The organism is [Roseibacterium] beibuensis (assembly GCF_039542305.1).
Taxonomy (GTDB): Bacteria; Pseudomonadota; Alphaproteobacteria; order Rhodobacterales; family Rhodobacteraceae; genus Roseibacterium; species Roseibacterium beibuensis.
On the sequence record NZ_BAABHW010000002.1, the window covers coordinates 199,477 to 214,413 of the forward strand.

Genomic DNA, 14,937 nt, shown 5'->3' on the forward strand with positions numbered 1-14,937 from the left:
GCAGGCCTGACCGGCCCGCCCCCGCCGATGGGTCAGTGCCCGCCGAGGATACCCGTGCGCACCGAGTAGTTCGTGGCGATCTGGTAATCGGGGTCATCGTCGCTATCGATCATCAGGTGCCCGGCCTTGGTCAGCAGGCGGTGGCAATCCCGCGACAGGTGGCGCAGTTCGATCCTCTTGCCGGCGGCCTCGTAGCGACCGGCCAGTTTCTCGATGGCTTGCAGCGCGGATTGGTCCGCGACCCGGCTATCTGCGAAATCCACCACCACGCGGCCCGGGTCATTCTCGACATCGAACAACTCGTTGAACCCCTCGGCCGAGCCGAAGAAAAGCGGTCCCTGCACCTGGTAGACCTTGGCGCCTTCGGGGGTTTCGTAGGTCTTGGCATGGATGCGGGTCGCGTTCTGCCAGGCATAGGCCAGCGCCGAGACGATGACGCCCACGACCACCGCCGTGGCGAGGTCGGTCAAGACCGTCACCACGGTCACCAGCACGATCACGACGGCATCGGTCAGGGGCACCTTGGTCAGGATCTTGAGCGAGTTCCACGCGAAGGTCCCGATCACGACCATGAACATCACGCCCACCAGCGCGGCCAGCGGGATCTGCTCGATCAGGGGCGCGGCGAACAGGATGAACACCAGCAGGAACAGCGCCGCCGCCGTGCCGGCGATGCGCGTGCGCCCGCCCGATTTCACGTTGATCATGGATTGACCGATCATGGCGCAGCCGCCCATGCCGCCGAAGACGCCGGTCACGGTATTGGCCACGCCTTGGGCCACGCATTCCTGGCTGGCGCCGCCGCGTTCGCCGGTGATCTCGCCGACGAGGTTCAGGGTCAGAAGGCTTTCGATCAGGCCGATGGCGGCAAGGATCAGGGCATAGGGCAGGATGATCCACAGCGTTTCCAGCGTCATCGGCACGGCCGGGATGTGGAAGGCGGGAAGACCGCCCTCGATCGAGGCCATGTCGCCCACGCGCGGCACGTCGAGGCCGAAGCCGATCACGATGGCCGCCGTCACGGCGATGCCCGCCAGCGGGGCGGGAATGATCGTCGTCACGCGCGGCAGCAGCCAGATCACCGCCATGGTCAGCGCGACAAGCCCCAGCATCAGGTAAAGCGGCAGGCCCGACAGCCACTCGCCATTCGCCATGCCATGGCCGGCATGTTCGGCGCTGCCCGGCACCTGGAACTGGCTGAGTTGGGCGAGGAAGATCACGATGGCCAGCCCGTTCACGAAGCCCAGCATGACCGGGTGCGGCACCAGCCGGATGAACTTGCCCAGCTTGAACACGCCGGCCGCGATCTGGATGATCCCCATCAGGACAACGGTCGCGAACAGGTATTCCACGCCATGCTCGGCCACGAGGCTGACCATGACGACCGCCAGCGCGCCCGTGGCGCCCGAGATCATGCCGGGACGCCCACCGATCAGCGCGGTGATGAGGCCCACGATGAACGCGGCGTAAAGGCCGACCAGCGGGTGCACGCCCGCGACAAAGGCGAAAGCCACGGCCTCGGGCACCAGCGCCAGCGCGACCGTCAGGCCAGAGAGCAGTTCGATCCGAAGCCGGTCGAAGCTCATCCCGTTTTGCACGATATTCAGATCGGAGGTCGACAGGCGGCCGGCGACCGCCGCCAGAAGGGTGCGGGTCATGTCGTCACTTTCCGGTTCGGGGAGGGCGCCAGGGTTCGCGTCGCCGGCGCGCCGTCACGTATGTTTGGCCCGCGCATAGGCCAAATGGCCGGCCAAAGCACGGTATTCTTGTGCATACTGCCATCGCTGCACCGCAGCGTAAACCGCTCTCAGCGGGTGGCCGGCATGCGACAGCAGCATAGCTGCCCTGCGATTTATGACGTCAGGGGCGAACGACGGCGGGCACGAAGGGACGGATCGTCGATTTTTCCAAGAGCGGTTTCAACCTTTTCAGAAAGGCCCCGATCACCCCTTCGCCGCTGGGAGCGGCCAATGCCTTGCGAATATCGCGCCTGCGCAGGCTCAACACCTCGAGCGGCACGACGCCCGTGAGGTGCTTGATATCCGGCTCGAGAAAGGCGGTCGACCCCACCCGCGCCCGCGTGACGAACACCCCGATAACGGGCGGCAAACGCGCCGGATCTTCGAGAAAGCGGCGCAACGGCGCGGCCAACCGGCCCCGCCAGATAGGGCCCCCGACGATCAACAGGTCGGCCGGGCCGATCGCTTGGGACATGGAAATATCAGGCAGGGTGCCACGCAGCGCATCGATTTGGGCGCGGGCCCACCCCAAGTGGCCGCGATACCGTGGACACAGGATTTCCAGGATCTCGCACCCGGTCTCATCCGCGAGCGCGCGCGCAACGGCCCGGCTGTGTCCCGATCGGGAATAGATGACAATCCGCGCCTGCACCCTTGTCCTTCCGGTTCATTATTCTTTCGGATGAAAAATTTTCATCCTGTAAACTCTATTTGACACTAAATGTGTCAACTTGGCGAGTCTTGCAACCCGGGCCAGAGGATGGTTCTGCTTGGTGGTCGCAAACATCATGAGGGTAGCGAGCCATGTTCACGAAGATTGCCGTGATCGGCGGATCGGGCGTCTATGACATCGACGGGTTGGAAAATGCGGAATGGGTGTCTGTCGACAGCCCCTTCGGCACACCCTCCGACCAGATCCTGACCGGGCGCCTGGGCGGTGTCGACATGGCCTTCCTTCCGCGTCACGGGCGGGGGCATGTGCATTCCCCCTCGACCGTGCCCTACCGCGCGAATATCGACGCGCTGAAGCGGCTTGGCGTGACCGACGTGATCAGCGTTTCGGCCTGCGGCTCGTTCCGCGAAGAGATGGCGCCGGGCGATTTCGTGATCGTCGACCAGTTCATCGACCGCACCTTCGCCCGCGAAAAGAGCTTTTTCGGAACCGGCCTCGTCGCCCATGTCTCGGTCGCGCACCCGACCTGCCCGCGCCTGTCCAAGGCCTGCCTTGAGGCCGCGACCGCCGAGGGGATCACCGTGCATGACGGCGGCACATACCTCGCGATGGAGGGGCCGCAATTCTCGTCGATGGCCGAGTCGAAGATGTATCGCGACGCCTGGGGCTGCGACGTGATCGGCATGACCAACATGCCCGAGGCCAAGCTCGCCCGCGAGGCCGAGCTCTGCTATGCCTCGGTCGCGATGATCACCGATTATGACAGCTGGCACCCCGAGCACGGGGCGGTCGATATCGGCGACATCATCGCCACGCTGACCGGCAATGCCGACAAGGCCCGTGCGCTGGTAGCCCGCCTGCCCGCGCTGTTGGGCGCGGAGCGCGCGCCCTGCCCCCATGGCTGCGACCGTGCGCTTGACTACGCGATCCTGACCGCGCCGGAGAAACGCGACCCGGCGATGGTCGAGAAACTGGCCGCCGTTGCGGGCCGCGTCCTGGGATAGGATCTGATCATGCCCCTCGATACCTGGCTGACCTTTCTTGCCGCGTCCTTCGTGCTGCTGATCATACCGGGGCCGACCATCCTGCTGGTCCTGTCCTATGCCCTCAGCCAGGGGCGGCGCGTGGCGCTGTCGACAGCGGCGGGCGTCGCCTTGGGCGATCTCGTCGCGATGAGCGCGTCACTCGCCGGTCTCGGCGCGCTGGTACTGGCCTCAGCTACCCTGTTCACCCTTCTGAAATGGGTCGGGGCGGTTTACCTGGTCTGGCTCGGGATCAAACTGATCCGCTCGGCCCGCGCGGGTGAGGTCGCCCTGCCGGAAACCGGTATCGTCAGCCCGCGCCACACCTTCGGGCATGCGGCGGCGGTCACGGCGCTGAACCCGAAATCCATCGCCTTCTTCATCGCCTTCGTGCCGCAATTCCTTGACCCCGGCGCGCCGCTTCTGCCGCAATTCGGCATCCTGATCGCCAGTTTCGTCAGCCTCGCCGCCCTGAACGCGCTGGCCTACGCCCTTCTGGCCGACACCCTGCGCCGCCACCTCGTGCGGCCCTCGGCGATCGCGTGGCTGACGCGGGCCGGCGGCGCGACGCTGATCGGCATGGGTGTGCTGACGGCCACCCTGCGCCGCGCCTGAGGCCATGGGACTGACACCCGGCACGCTGTGGTCCCTGCTGGGGTATCCCGGCGGACCGCCGGGGCTGGAAAGCGTTGCCATCGTAGAGGCCTCCACAGAAGGTACGATGACAGTCGAGGCGGTGCGCCTGACCATCTCGGGCAAAGACGTGCCCGGAACGCTGCTGCGCCCACGCGCTGCCGGTCCACGCCCTGCCCTCCTCTATGCACATGCCCATGGCAACGCCCCCGGCATCGGACGCACTGAGCTGCTGTCAGGTCGGCCTGCGCTGCTGTCCCCGTACGGGCCGGCCCTTGTCGAAGCGGGGTTTGCGGTTCTCTGCCTCGACATGCCGGGCTTTGGCGACCGGCAAAAGGACGGGCCGGAGAGCGCCCTGGCGAAGGCCGCGCTGTGGCGCGGGCGAACACTCCTGGGGCAAATGCTGTCGGAGTTGTCCGGAGGCCTGGACTTTCTCTGCCGCGATCCCGGCATCGACGCCACCCGCCTCGCCACGCTCGGGATCTCGATGGGCGCGACGCATGCCTATTGGCTTGCGGCCCTGGACCCGCGTGTTCGTGCCTGCGCGCATCTTTGCGCCTTCGCCGAGATCGCCCCGCTGATCGACAGCGGGGCCCATGACCTACATGGGCCGTACATGACCGTGCCGGGCCTGCTGGCAGCGGGGGACATGGGCGATGTCGCGGCCCTGATCGCGCCGCGCCCGCAGTTGGTCTGTTCCGGTGCCGATGATCCGCTGACCCCGCCCGAGGCCTTGACCCCGGCGCTTTCGCGCCTGCGCGCAGCCTACGCGGCTTGCCCAGGCGCCCTCTCCATCCTGACGGAACCCGGCAGCGGACATGCGGAGACATGCGCAATGCGCGATGCCGTGCTGTCCTTCCTGCGCCACGCCCTGGCATGACCCGGCAGCGCCGCCACACCCCTGCCCGTGTGCGCACCCGCCGCCTTGATCCCGCCCGGCGCGCTTGCCATCAACACCGCATGTCTCGGCTCTTGATCACCCTGGCCCTTCTCGGACTGACGCCCCTGCGCGCCGACGCGCAGGAGTATATCGAGGTGCCCGGCCTGATCTCGGACGAGGCGTTCTATCGGCTTGTCGCCTGCGCCGCGCCACCGGATGGTCCGTGCAACAAGCCGTTCATCCGCTGGCCCGAGGACCGACGCCTGTCGCTGCGCATCGGGATCGCGCAGATCGCGCCGGGCTTTCCCGACTACCGCTTCGACCTCGTGGATGTGGCGCTGGATGACGCCATAGACGAGATCAACGGCGCCGGCGCGCACCTCTTTCTGGAGCGGGTCTACGAGCCGCCCTTCGACATTCCCCTGCATCTGGTCGGGGCACGCCAAGGGGGCCGGATCACCGGAACCGGTGTGCCCGAGCTCGACGGCAGCAACATCGCCATCGGCCGCGTCGCCATCCGGTCGCGCGGGGCCGAGATCACGGCAGCCGCCATTGCCATTTCCGCCGATATCCGCCGCCGCGAGATCGCCTCGGTCGTGCTGGAGGAACTGGTCCAGGCCATGGGCCTTGTCACCGACATCGACTCGCCCGCCTACGAACGTTCGATCTTTGCCGAGAACGGCAACTCCACCGTCCGGCTCAGGGGGCAGGATCTTGCCGCCCTGCGTCGTCATTACCCGCGGCTCTGACCGCCCCTCGTCACCTGAAAGGCCCCGCCCGATGCTCGATACCAAGGTTCTGCAGGACTACATCCGCACCATTCCCGACTTCCCGCACGAGGGCATCATGTTCCGTGACGTGACGACCCTGTTCCAGGACCCGCGGGGCTTTCGGCTGGCCATCGACCAGTTGCTCGCCCCTTTCGTGGGACAGCGGATCGACATGGTGGCGGGCCTCGAAGCGCGCGGTTTCATCCTGGGCGGAGCGGTGGCGCACCAGTTGTCCAAGGGCTTCGTTCCGATCCGCAAGGAAGGCAAACTGCCCGCCGCGACCATCGAGCAGGAATACGCGCTGGAATACGGGCGCGCGACGGTCGAGATTCACGACGATGCGCTGAAGCCCGGCGACAAGGTTCTGCTGGTCGACGACCTGCTGGCCACCGGCGGCACGGCAGAGGCCGGTATCAAATTGATCGAACGGCTGGGGGCCGAGGTCGTGGGCTGCGCTTTCGTGGTGGACCTGCCCGAAATCGGTGGCCGACAGAAGCTCGAGGCGATGGGCATGGCCGTCCACGCCCTGTGCCACTACGAGGGGGCCTAGGCGCCCCCGAGTGCCGCAAGGATCGCCGCGTCGGGCATTTCAGCGCCGCCAATCCGCACGCCATCGCGCAGGACCGAGAACACCGCGGCCGGGTAGACGGCGCGGTGCCGGGCGCTTTCGGGGTCCATGAGCTTGTCATGGCGCAGCACGATCCCCCGTGCCGCCGCTGCTTCGATCAGCCGGGTGGCGCGCGCCTCAAGGGCCGCGCTTTCCCCGGTGGTCTGAAGCACCGGACCCGCCCCGAGCAAGGCCGCGCGGGTTTGCCAATCGCGCGGCAGACGCGCCAACGGCCATGGCCCGTGCAGAACCCGCCCCCAAAGCCGTGCCTTGCGCGCCGTCTCATCCAGCGTCATCCAACCGCGACCGGGCGCGAGATCGGGGGAAATCAGCCCCTCGTCCCGCCCGGTGACGGCCAGAACAGCGGCATAGCCATAGTATGTCGCGAACCCTTCCACGCCAGCCCAGAGGCGGCGCACCGCCTCGGCCGCGTCGGGGCCGGGCGCAACGCGAAGATCATGCACCACGACGGCGCGCGTCCCGCCCTCGATCGGCCGCCAGGACAGGCGGCCGGGCTGGAACATGACGAACCCCTTCAGCGGGGGGCGTACCATTCGGATTTCGAGCCCCTCGGCGAAGCGGGCCATCAACCAGTCTCGATCGTAGGGGGCGTGCGGGGCGGCCAGCATCCGGTCCACCCGCTGGAACGAGCATCTGTCGAATGTAGGCGGTGACACCGTCACCAGTTCTTTCAACTTCCGCGGCATGGCGGGCTCCCCGCATGAGCATCCGGTCGCGCGACCCAAGGCCAAATTGCCGCAGTATCCGACGGTCTACATTGATCTGACGCAAACCGGGCAAGCCGGAAAATTTACGATTTGTTTACCGTTGAACGACATCCTGAGGGCGTTCGCGTTTCTCCAAGGCGCGGATGTCTGACGACGTGTCACGTCAAAGGGGCTGCGCGCCCTGTCCCAGTTTCGGTGCGCAGCCCACCTTTCCAACCATTTGTCGCGATTGTATTTCCCGCGCCAAAAGGCTAGCCCATGACCGTCGCGGGCGTGATGGAATTGGTAGACATATCGGACTTAAAATCCGTGGGCCGTATGGCCGTGTGGGTTCGAGTCCCACCGCCCGCACCATGCAAGCTCCCGTTTGGACAGCGGCGGATGCCGGTCAGAACCCGAAAGAAAAGCGCCGCATCAGCACGAGCGACACGCCGAAGCTGTCTTCGCTCTGCACGATGGGCGAGTCCGCGGCATCACCGGCCAGCCGGTCCCAGGTCAGCGTGCCGTCGAGGCTCCAGTCATTGGACAACTGGTAGGTCGCGCCGATCTCCAGCCCGTAGCTGACAAGCCCTGCGCCGGGGTCATAGGCGGTGAAGGACGAGGCGCCGGCCTCGGCCGGTGTCACGCCGAAATAGGTGGCCGTGTAATCCTCGGATCCCCAGAGCATGCGCGGGCCTGCCGTGACGGTCAGATCCTGCGAAGGGCGGAAAATAGCGTCTGCTCCAAGCTCTCCCACGAAGCTTTCGTGGCCGATCACGCCATAGCGGATATCGGCGAAGGCTGCGAAATTCTGCGCCGTGTACCCGATGCCCCCACCCAGTTCGACGCTGAAATCGACATCGTCGAGGCCTGCCAGTTCGGGGGAATCGTCATCCGTCCGTTCACCGATGAAGCGGAACGATCCGCGCGGCCGCCAGCCGTAGGACGTCGCGTTCGGATCGGGGTCCCCGATTTCAACGCCGCCCAGGCGCAGATGGCCAAACTGAAACCCACCCGCGACGCCGGCGCTGTAATCCTCCGACCCGAAATAGTCCGGCGACACCTGCCCGCCGAGACCGGCCGAGAAGGACAGCTCGAAATCGGATTGGGCCTGCGCCGCAAAGGGCATGCAGGCGAGTACGGCAACAAGGTGGGGCAGCTTCATGATCTTGGCTTGGCTCCGTTTTGGACAGCAGCGCATTCAGGGCCTCGAAAGACGTCAACGACCGCAATGAGGAACCTAGCACGCGCCGACAGCCAGCACAGTCCGGATAGGGAAAAGCGATCAAGAAAAGAAAAACGCGCCTCCATGGGCGCGCTTCTCCTTACCGGCCAGCTTGGGTCAAGTCGGCTCAGGCGGCTTCGGCCTCGGCCTGGTTGCGACGTTCGCTTTCCTCGCGGCTCAGCGCCACCGAGGTGCGGACACCGCAGGCCACGAATTTCATCAGGCCTTCGACCACGCGTTCGTTCGGGTCGATCCCGGCACAGCTAAGCACCTCGCGCCCGTCGCGCGACCGCGCCCAGCGGGCGATTTGCTCAGGGCCGTTGCCATACTTCTTGTCGTCAGCAATCGCATCATCGAGCGCAGCCAGAACGACCGCCGCGAAAAGTTTTCGCGCGCGCTGACCCTGTTCGAAGTTGAAGGCGGTGCCATCAACGAAATCTCGCATTTCGTCGTCCTTTGTTTTTGCTCTTGCAATTTCGGCGTGACGCCTCTTATGCCCAGATTCTATGCAGCGCAGGGATGCGAATATTGCAAGTGTGGTATTCTTCCAGCGCATGGCTGGTGGTCAGTCCCCACAGGTTCCGGTGTATTGTCAGCGTCTCCAGCGCCAGATATAGGGACGCTCAACACTATCTCAAGTTATTGCCAAGGTTTTGACACGATGCCCAAGATCAACGGGAACGAGATCCGCCCCGGAAATGTGCTGGAACATAACGGCGGCCTCTGGGCGGCGGTGAAGGTCGACCACGTCAAGCCCGGCAAGGGCGGCGCCTTTGCGCAGGTCGAATTGCGCAACCTGCGCAACGGGTCCAAGGACAACGTACGCTTCCGCTCGGCCGACAAGGTCGAGCGCGTGCGGCTGGAACAGAAAGACCAGCAATTCCTGTATGAACAGGACGGTATGCTCGTCTTCATGGATGCCGAAACCTACGAACAGATCGAACTGCCGGCCGAGATCCTTGGCGACCGCCGCCCCTTCCTCCAGGACGGCATGACGATCGTGGTGGAGTTCTACGACTCCGAAGCGCTGAACGCGACGTTGCCGCAAAAGGTGACCTGCAAGGTGGTCGAGACCGAACCGGTGGTCAAAGGCCAGACTGCGGCCAACAGCTTCAAGCCGGCCGTGCTGGATAACGGCGTGAAGGTGATGGTGCCGCCCTTCGTGGGGCAGGACGAAGATATCGTCGTGAACACCGAAACGATGGAATACGCCGAGCGGGCCTGACCCCGATATCAGCGCCAAATTTCAAAGGCCGGGGCCAAGGGCGCCGGCCTTTTTGCATTGGCTACAGGAATGCGACGTCAATCTCTGCCGCCCGACCAGGGCGAGCGTGGCGTGCGCCGTGTGCCCGAGCGCGGGATGCGTCCGAGGTCGGCCAGCGGCGCCTTCGCATCGCGCGGGGTTGAGACGCGGCGCACCCTCGGAATGGGACTGCGCCGGTCACGGTCGAGCACGTAGTTGACCTCTTCATGCGGGGGTTTGCCGTGGGTTCGCGACCACCACTCAGGCCCCCCGCGTTTCAGCCAGGCCGGCAGAACCAGCACGAGCCCCGCGATGAAGCCGCCCGCATGGGCCCAATAGGCAACCCCGCCGCCCGCGACATCCATCGCCAGGCCGTTCACCAGTTGCAGCCCGAACCAGATGCCCAGCATCAGCCAGGCGGGGATGGTGAACACCTTGAAGATAACGACAATGATGACCAGAACGTCGATACGCGCGCGTGGAAACAGCAGCAGGTAGCCCCCCATCACCCCCGCGATGGCCCCGGAGGCGCCCACCATCGGGATGGACGACGTGGGGTCGGCAAGGATCTGGCCACCGGCTGCCGCAACGCCCGAGGCGAGGTAGAAGGCCAGGAAGCCGAGATGGCCAAGCAGATCCTCGAGGTTGTCGCCGAAGATGTAGAGGAACAGCATGTTGCCCAGCAGGTGCATCCAGCCGCCGTGCAGGAACATCGAGGTCAGGACCGTGTGCTGATCGAAACCCGAAAGAACCTCGCGCGGGACCAGCGCCCATTGGTCGAAGAAAGCGCCCAGCATCGCCTCGCTGCCCGAAAGCGACGGGAAGTAACTGAGGAAAATGACGACATTCGCCGCGATCAGCGCCCAGGTGACATAGGGCGTGCGGTCGGACGGGTTATGATCGCGAAACGGAAACATGCCTGTCCGACACTTGGGGGCCGAAGCGCAGAGGTCAAGCGCGTGAGCGCGCTCAGTCGAGGTCGTCGGCCGCCAGCATCAGACGGATTTCGCGCCGGACCATCTTGCGGACGTTGCGCGTGATGCGCTGCCCCAACGCCCCCTGCAACTCCTCGCGCACCACCTCGGCCACGATTTCCCGAAGCGTTTCCTCGTCAAGAATTCCGGTTTCATCCTCCGGGAAGGAGAAGGGGCGATCATCGCCCAGATCCTCGTAATCGGCTTCATCGGGCGCCATGTCGCCGCGATTGGCAGGCCCCGTTTTCCAGTGCATGGCACGCCCGGCCTCGGGGTCACCGGGGCGCATGTCGCGACCGTGTTCTATGTCGGCGGCGGCGTCCTCGACCTTCGAACCCGGTTCCGGCCTTGGCCCGGGGACCGACGTGTCGGCCGCCCGATCGAATTCCACGACTTCGGCTTCGATGGGGGTGTCGCCCTTTCCCGCGCCCTCGGCGTCGGAGTGGTGCCGCGTTTCGGCATCTGGCCGCCGCGAAAAGATCGGTGTGAAATCCGCGTTCTCCGGGTCGCCTGTCGGCCCGTGGTCTGTCATGTTCGATCCTTCCTCGCCTTCGGGCGCAGAGTCCGCCTCGGGCGGGTCGACGGGGTGCACACCGCGGACAGTGGCAAGCTCGCGCAGGGCCCGGTCGGCGTTGCTGCCGGGCCAATCGACATCCCCGGTCTCGGGCTCGAACTCGGCGGGGGCATCCGACAGCGTTTCGCCCAAAAGCTCGGCGACGGCCTGATCGACAGTTACCGGCTCGTCGGTCGGTGCATTGTCCTGCGCCTCTGCCGGGGGGGCGCCGTCAATTAGGTCCATATCCTTCGTCGGGTCGAACTCCAGCCCGGCCGCGATCCCTTCCGGGTCGGTCGCCATCGAGGGCGCTTCGGCGTTGGGGGCCTGATCGTGATCGCCCTCGGACCCGACCGAGGCAAACTCGGACAGGCGGTCATCCGGATGCCAGTCGCCCTGCCCTTCATCTGCCTCGGACAGGGGGCCGCCTTCCGCATCTGAACAAGCTGCATCCTCGGCTTCGGACAACTCCGCCTCGGGATCATCGCGCACAGGGACAGGCGCCCAGGGATCATCCGGGTCGGTCACGCGCAGCGCGGGCGTCAGTACCAGTTTATCAGTGTCGCCCCGGGCCACCTCTGCAGGGCCCGGCTGCGCTTTGGGAACCGCCGAGGCGTGGTGATCCGAGACAAGACGCCGGATAGAGGACAGGACGTCCTCGATCTCGTCGGAACTCTTGGCGGTCTTTGACATCTTGCTCACTCCTCAACCGTGGCCGCGCACGGACGCGGCGCCCCTTTGCGCAACCGCCCGTTTCTTCGGGCCGTGTCGCCGAGGCTTTCGCAGCAGGATACAGGCAAGAGGCCATCCGCACAACGGATAGCTAAATTCAAAGGTTTTGAGCGGCTTAAACGCTCCGCTTCACGTGGATTCAATCCGAGCGGCCGACCCGCTGCAACACGCTGTCCAGTTGCGCGCCCTGCGGCGAGGCAAAGCGGGCGGGGGCACGGCCGAAGAGCTCGGCATAGGCCGCCGGATCGTATTCGGGCACCTGAAGGCCCAGATGCTCCACGGTCAAAAGGCCGGACGCGGCCAGCAGGGAATAGGAGGCGACGTAAAGATCGGCCTGCGCCTGGATGCGCGCGATCCGGGCATCGAGCACGTCCTGTTCGGCATCGAGCACGTCGAGCGTGGTGCGCGCGCCCAGCGATGCCTCTTCCTGCACGCCCTCGAACGCCAGTTCAGCGGCCGTGATCTGCTGATCCGCGGCCTGGATCTGGGCGTTGGCGATACGCATCTGCGCCCAGGCATTGCCGACCTGCTGCACGTTGACCAGTACCTGCTGGTTGAGGCCCGCGCGCACGGCGGCGGCCTGCGCCAACGCCTGACGCTCGAACGAGGCAAGCTGCCCGCCCCGGTAGATCGGTTGGGTCAGGGTGATGCCGATGGAGGCCCCCTCCCCCGGATTGCCGGTGAGAGGCGCAGGGTCGACATCGGTGTAGGAATACCGGCCATCCAACGTAACGCTCGGCAGGTAGGCGGACCGTGCCTCGGCCACGGCGAGTTCTGCGGCGGTCACCTCGTGCTGAAGCGCAAGCACGTTGGGGTGGCTCTGACGGGCCAGCGCCTCGGCCTCGGCCTCGGTCCGCGGCAGGCCCGGAATCGACCCAGGCCCCGACAGACCGCTCGGATAACGCCCGATGGCGAGATTGAAGAGTTCGCGGCTGATCTCCAGCGTCCCCTGCGCAGCGGCCAGTTCCGAGCGCGCTTGCGCCAGTGCCGCTTCGGCCTGGGCCACGTCGGTGCGCGTGTCTTCGCCCACCTCGAACCGGTCGCGCGCGGCGCGCAATTGCTGGGTGATCACGCGCACGTTGCGTTCGCGCACGTTGACCACCTGGATATCGCGCCAGACATTCATGTAGGCCGTGACTGCATCGAGCAGCACCTGCTGCTCGAGCGCGACAAGCTCCTGACGGGCGGCCAGCAAGGTCTCGCGCGCGCCTTCGATCGCGGCACGTCGGCCGCCACCCTGGTAGATCACCCATTCCGCGACCAGCGAGGCCGTCGATGTGGTGGTATCCGCAACAAGGTCCCGGTCCATGGAGGCCACGAAACTCAGCACCGGGCGCAGGGCCGCCATGGCCTGCGCCACGCCCTCATCGTCGATCCGAAGAAGGTAGCGGTTCTGCTCCAGAAGGAAGGAATTGGCATAGGCATCGACCATGGCCTGCCGGAGTGAATCCGCCGAGGCGGGCATTGCCATCCCACCCAGGGCCAACGCGCCCGCTGCCAAAGTCAGGCGCAGCCCTGCCCTGATCCTTTGGAAGGTCGGCTTCATCGGAAACTGCATGCGCTCATACCACCCTGTGCTGGGCATCCGAAGACCGCTCCGGCCTGCCCGGTTTCGCTTTGGTTTGCACGCAGCGGGCGCCGGTTTCCGTCGCCCGAGCGCTGTTCAGAACACGAAGCTCGGGGCGCGGGCAAAGCCCGGCAAAACCTCGGCCGTCGCGTTGAATTCCATCCGCCAGCTGACATGGCCCTCGGGCGATTTGAAGCCCATACGGACCTCACCCAAGGCACCTTCCATGAAGATCGCGATGATCTGACCGCCCGGCTTGAGCTGATCGTAAAGCGACGTCGGGATCTCCTCGACACCGCCCGAGATCACGATGGCGTCGAAGGGGCCGTGCTTTGCCGCGCCCTCGGGCAGCGGCCCGGTGATGACGGCGGCATTCACGACGCCTTGGGCGCCAAGCGTCGCCTCGGCCTCGGCGGCAAGTTCGCCGTCTTCCTCCAGCGCCACGACCGCTTCGGTCATGCGGGCCAGAAGCGCCGTGATGTAGCCAAGGCCCGAGCCGATTTCGAGCACCACGTCCGTGGGTTCGAGTTCCAGCGCATCGAGCATCTTGGCCGTGGAGCGCGCGTCGAGAAGCTGACGGTGCGGCGCGATCTCGATCGGGCCGCCAACGTAAGCCAGCTCGCGCTTGGTATCCGGCACGAATTCCTCGCGCGGAACCTCGAGCATCGCATCGATGATGGTAAACTTGGTCACGTCCGAGGGGCGCACCTGCGTGTCCACCATGGTAACGCGACGGGAAGCGAAATCCGTCATGTAGCTGAACCGCGTCGTCTAGTTAGCGTTGTCACGTGTCTTCGCACAGGCCGCAGGGCCGCGCAACCACGCGGATGCCCGAGGAAGGTGGTTTCGCGCCACATGTGGCGTGACGTCCATAGCCGGTCGCCACGAGCGCTCCATGCAAGGCATCTTGCGCTGGACCCAACGATGGGCTACCTGACCGATCACACCACGGCGGCGAGTTGGCGGAGTGGTGACGCAGCGGATTGCAAATCCGTGTACACCGGTTCGATTCCGGTACTCGCCTCCAAAATTCCTTATATAAAACAATACGTTACAGAAAATCCGTCTTGGGCACCACTACCGAGAACAGTATAGACACAGTTTTGGGGCGAAAAACTGTTCCAGGCGCTGCCCGTCACTTGTGGATCGAAGACCCCTGTATACGCTGATAAAGTTCTTCCAGCGCATCACCTTCGATCTCACACTCCCACACAACCAGTGCGGTCCAGCCCAAAATCTCAAGTGCCGCCAGCGCGGCCGCGTCCCTCCGGACATTCGCCTCAAGCTTCTCTCGCCAGAAGTCTGCCCGCGTTTGCGGCAGCTTGGCCCGCCTGCATCCAGGGTGCTGGTGCCAGAAACAACCGTGGACGAAGACTGCGACGCGGCGGGAGGGAAAAACCATGTCCGGCTTTCCGGGCAGGTCCCTGCGGTGGAGCCGGAAGCGCAATCCTCGGGCATGCAGGTAACGGCGGACTGCCAACTCGGGCTTGGTGTTCTGGCTCCGGACCTTCGCCATCATTCTACTGCGTGTTGCTTGATCTACATGATCAGTCATCCTAGCAATCCCATTTCTCAATACCTTGTAGACTGCCTATACGTGTGGCATAAATCT

At 65.3% G+C, this 14,937-nt stretch carries 16 protein-coding genes and 2 tRNA genes; 8 read left to right on the forward strand and 10 right to left on the reverse strand.

Features of this window, described 5'->3' with window-relative positions; genetic code table 11:
* Positions 1–32 precede the first annotated feature (32 nt).
* Together ABD923_RS07365 and ABD923_RS07370 are read right to left on the reverse strand one after the other, a co-directional pair.
* Complete coding sequence (locus tag ABD923_RS07365; RefSeq protein WP_259550031.1) at positions 33–1,658, reverse strand: SulP family inorganic anion transporter; 1,626 nt, start codon at positions 1,656–1,658, stop codon at positions 33–35.
* A gap of 202 nt (positions 1,659–1,860) precedes the next feature.
* Positions 1,861–2,214: a hypothetical protein gene (locus ABD923_RS07370; RefSeq protein WP_345229448.1), complete on the reverse strand. Its 354-nt coding sequence runs from the start codon at positions 2,212–2,214 to the stop codon at positions 1,861–1,863.
* 329 nt (positions 2,215–2,543) lie between these two features.
* Here ABD923_RS07370 and ABD923_RS07375 point away from each other — a divergent pair, with 329 nt between their 5' ends.
* From ABD923_RS07375 to ABD923_RS07395, 5 genes are all read left to right on the forward strand, one after another.
* Entirely contained in the window at positions 2,544–3,416 is an 873-nt protein-coding gene (locus ABD923_RS07375; RefSeq protein ID WP_259550033.1) for an S-methyl-5'-thioadenosine phosphorylase, read from the forward strand.
* Positions 3,417–3,425: 9 nt separating this feature from the next.
* Positions 3,426–4,049, forward strand: a complete 624-nt coding sequence (locus ABD923_RS07380; RefSeq protein ID WP_259550034.1) for a LysE family translocator — start codon at positions 3,426–3,428, stop codon at positions 4,047–4,049.
* Between the two features lie 4 nt (positions 4,050–4,053).
* Positions 4,054–4,947 (forward strand): alpha/beta hydrolase family protein, encoded by an 894-nt coding sequence (locus ABD923_RS07385; RefSeq protein WP_259550035.1) that lies wholly within the window; start codon positions 4,054–4,056, stop codon positions 4,945–4,947.
* 80 nt (positions 4,948–5,027) lie between these two features.
* Complete coding sequence (locus ABD923_RS07390; protein ID WP_259550036.1) at positions 5,028–5,696, forward strand: DUF2927 domain-containing protein; 669 nt, start codon at positions 5,028–5,030, stop codon at positions 5,694–5,696.
* 31 nt (positions 5,697–5,727) lie between these two features.
* Positions 5,728–6,267, forward strand: a complete 540-nt coding sequence (locus ABD923_RS07395; protein ID WP_259550037.1) for an adenine phosphoribosyltransferase — start codon at positions 5,728–5,730, stop codon at positions 6,265–6,267.
* Here ABD923_RS07395 and ABD923_RS07400 read toward each other — a convergent pair.
* Positions 6,264–7,031: a hypothetical protein gene (locus tag ABD923_RS07400; RefSeq protein ID WP_259550038.1), complete on the reverse strand. Its 768-nt coding sequence runs from the start codon at positions 7,029–7,031 to the stop codon at positions 6,264–6,266. The genes ABD923_RS07395 and ABD923_RS07400 overlap by 4 nt on opposite strands.
* A gap of 288 nt (positions 7,032–7,319) precedes the next feature.
* Here ABD923_RS07400 and ABD923_RS07405 point away from each other — a divergent pair.
* A tRNA-Leu gene (locus ABD923_RS07405) sits at positions 7,320–7,406 on the forward strand.
* A 34-nt stretch (positions 7,407–7,440) separates the two neighbouring features.
* Here the strand turns inward: ABD923_RS07405 and ABD923_RS07410 are convergent.
* Both ABD923_RS07410 and ABD923_RS07415 read right to left on the reverse strand, forming a co-directional pair.
* Positions 7,441–8,196 (reverse strand): MipA/OmpV family protein, encoded by a 756-nt coding sequence (locus ABD923_RS07410; protein WP_259550039.1) that lies wholly within the window; start codon positions 8,194–8,196, stop codon positions 7,441–7,443.
* A 187-nt stretch (positions 8,197–8,383) separates the two neighbouring features.
* Positions 8,384–8,701 (reverse strand): DUF6280 family protein, encoded by a 318-nt coding sequence (locus tag ABD923_RS07415; protein ID WP_222191328.1) that lies wholly within the window; start codon positions 8,699–8,701, stop codon positions 8,384–8,386.
* 216 nt (positions 8,702–8,917) lie between these two features.
* Here ABD923_RS07415 and efp point away from each other — a divergent pair, with 216 nt between their 5' ends.
* Positions 8,918–9,481, forward strand: coding sequence for an elongation factor P (efp, locus tag ABD923_RS07420; RefSeq protein WP_259550040.1), 564 nt, complete (start codon positions 8,918–8,920; stop codon positions 9,479–9,481).
* A 77-nt stretch (positions 9,482–9,558) separates the two neighbouring features.
* On the opposite strand, the gene ABD923_RS07425 is transcribed toward efp, so the two are convergent.
* From ABD923_RS07425 to ABD923_RS07440, 4 genes are all read right to left on the reverse strand, one after another.
* Positions 9,559–10,416 carry a rhomboid family intramembrane serine protease gene (locus ABD923_RS07425; protein ID WP_259550041.1) on the reverse strand — a complete coding sequence of 286 codons (858 nt, stop codon included), beginning with the start codon at positions 10,414–10,416 and terminating at the stop codon, positions 9,559–9,561.
* Positions 10,417–10,468: 52 nt separating this feature from the next.
* The gene (locus tag ABD923_RS07430) at positions 10,469–11,719 is read right to left on the reverse strand and encodes a hypothetical protein (protein ID WP_259550042.1); all 1,251 of its coding nucleotides are present in this window, start codon (positions 11,717–11,719) and stop codon (positions 10,469–10,471) included.
* A gap of 178 nt (positions 11,720–11,897) precedes the next feature.
* On the reverse strand, positions 11,898–13,316 hold the full coding sequence (locus ABD923_RS07435; protein WP_345229449.1) for a TolC family outer membrane protein: 1,419 nt from the start codon (positions 13,314–13,316) through the stop codon (positions 11,898–11,900).
* A 105-nt stretch (positions 13,317–13,421) separates the two neighbouring features.
* Positions 13,422–14,078 carry a protein-L-isoaspartate O-methyltransferase family protein gene (locus ABD923_RS07440; RefSeq protein ID WP_259550044.1) on the reverse strand — a complete coding sequence of 219 codons (657 nt, stop codon included), beginning with the start codon at positions 14,076–14,078 and terminating at the stop codon, positions 13,422–13,424.
* A gap of 200 nt (positions 14,079–14,278) precedes the next feature.
* Between ABD923_RS07440 and ABD923_RS07445 the strand changes: the two genes are divergently transcribed.
* Positions 14,279–14,352 (forward strand) — tRNA-Cys (locus ABD923_RS07445).
* A 108-nt stretch (positions 14,353–14,460) separates the two neighbouring features.
* On the opposite strand, the gene ABD923_RS07450 is transcribed toward ABD923_RS07445, so the two are convergent.
* Positions 14,461–14,880, reverse strand: a complete 420-nt coding sequence (locus ABD923_RS07450) for a very short patch repair endonuclease (protein WP_259550045.1) — start codon at positions 14,878–14,880, stop codon at positions 14,461–14,463.
* Between the last annotated feature and the right edge of the window lie 57 nt (positions 14,881–14,937).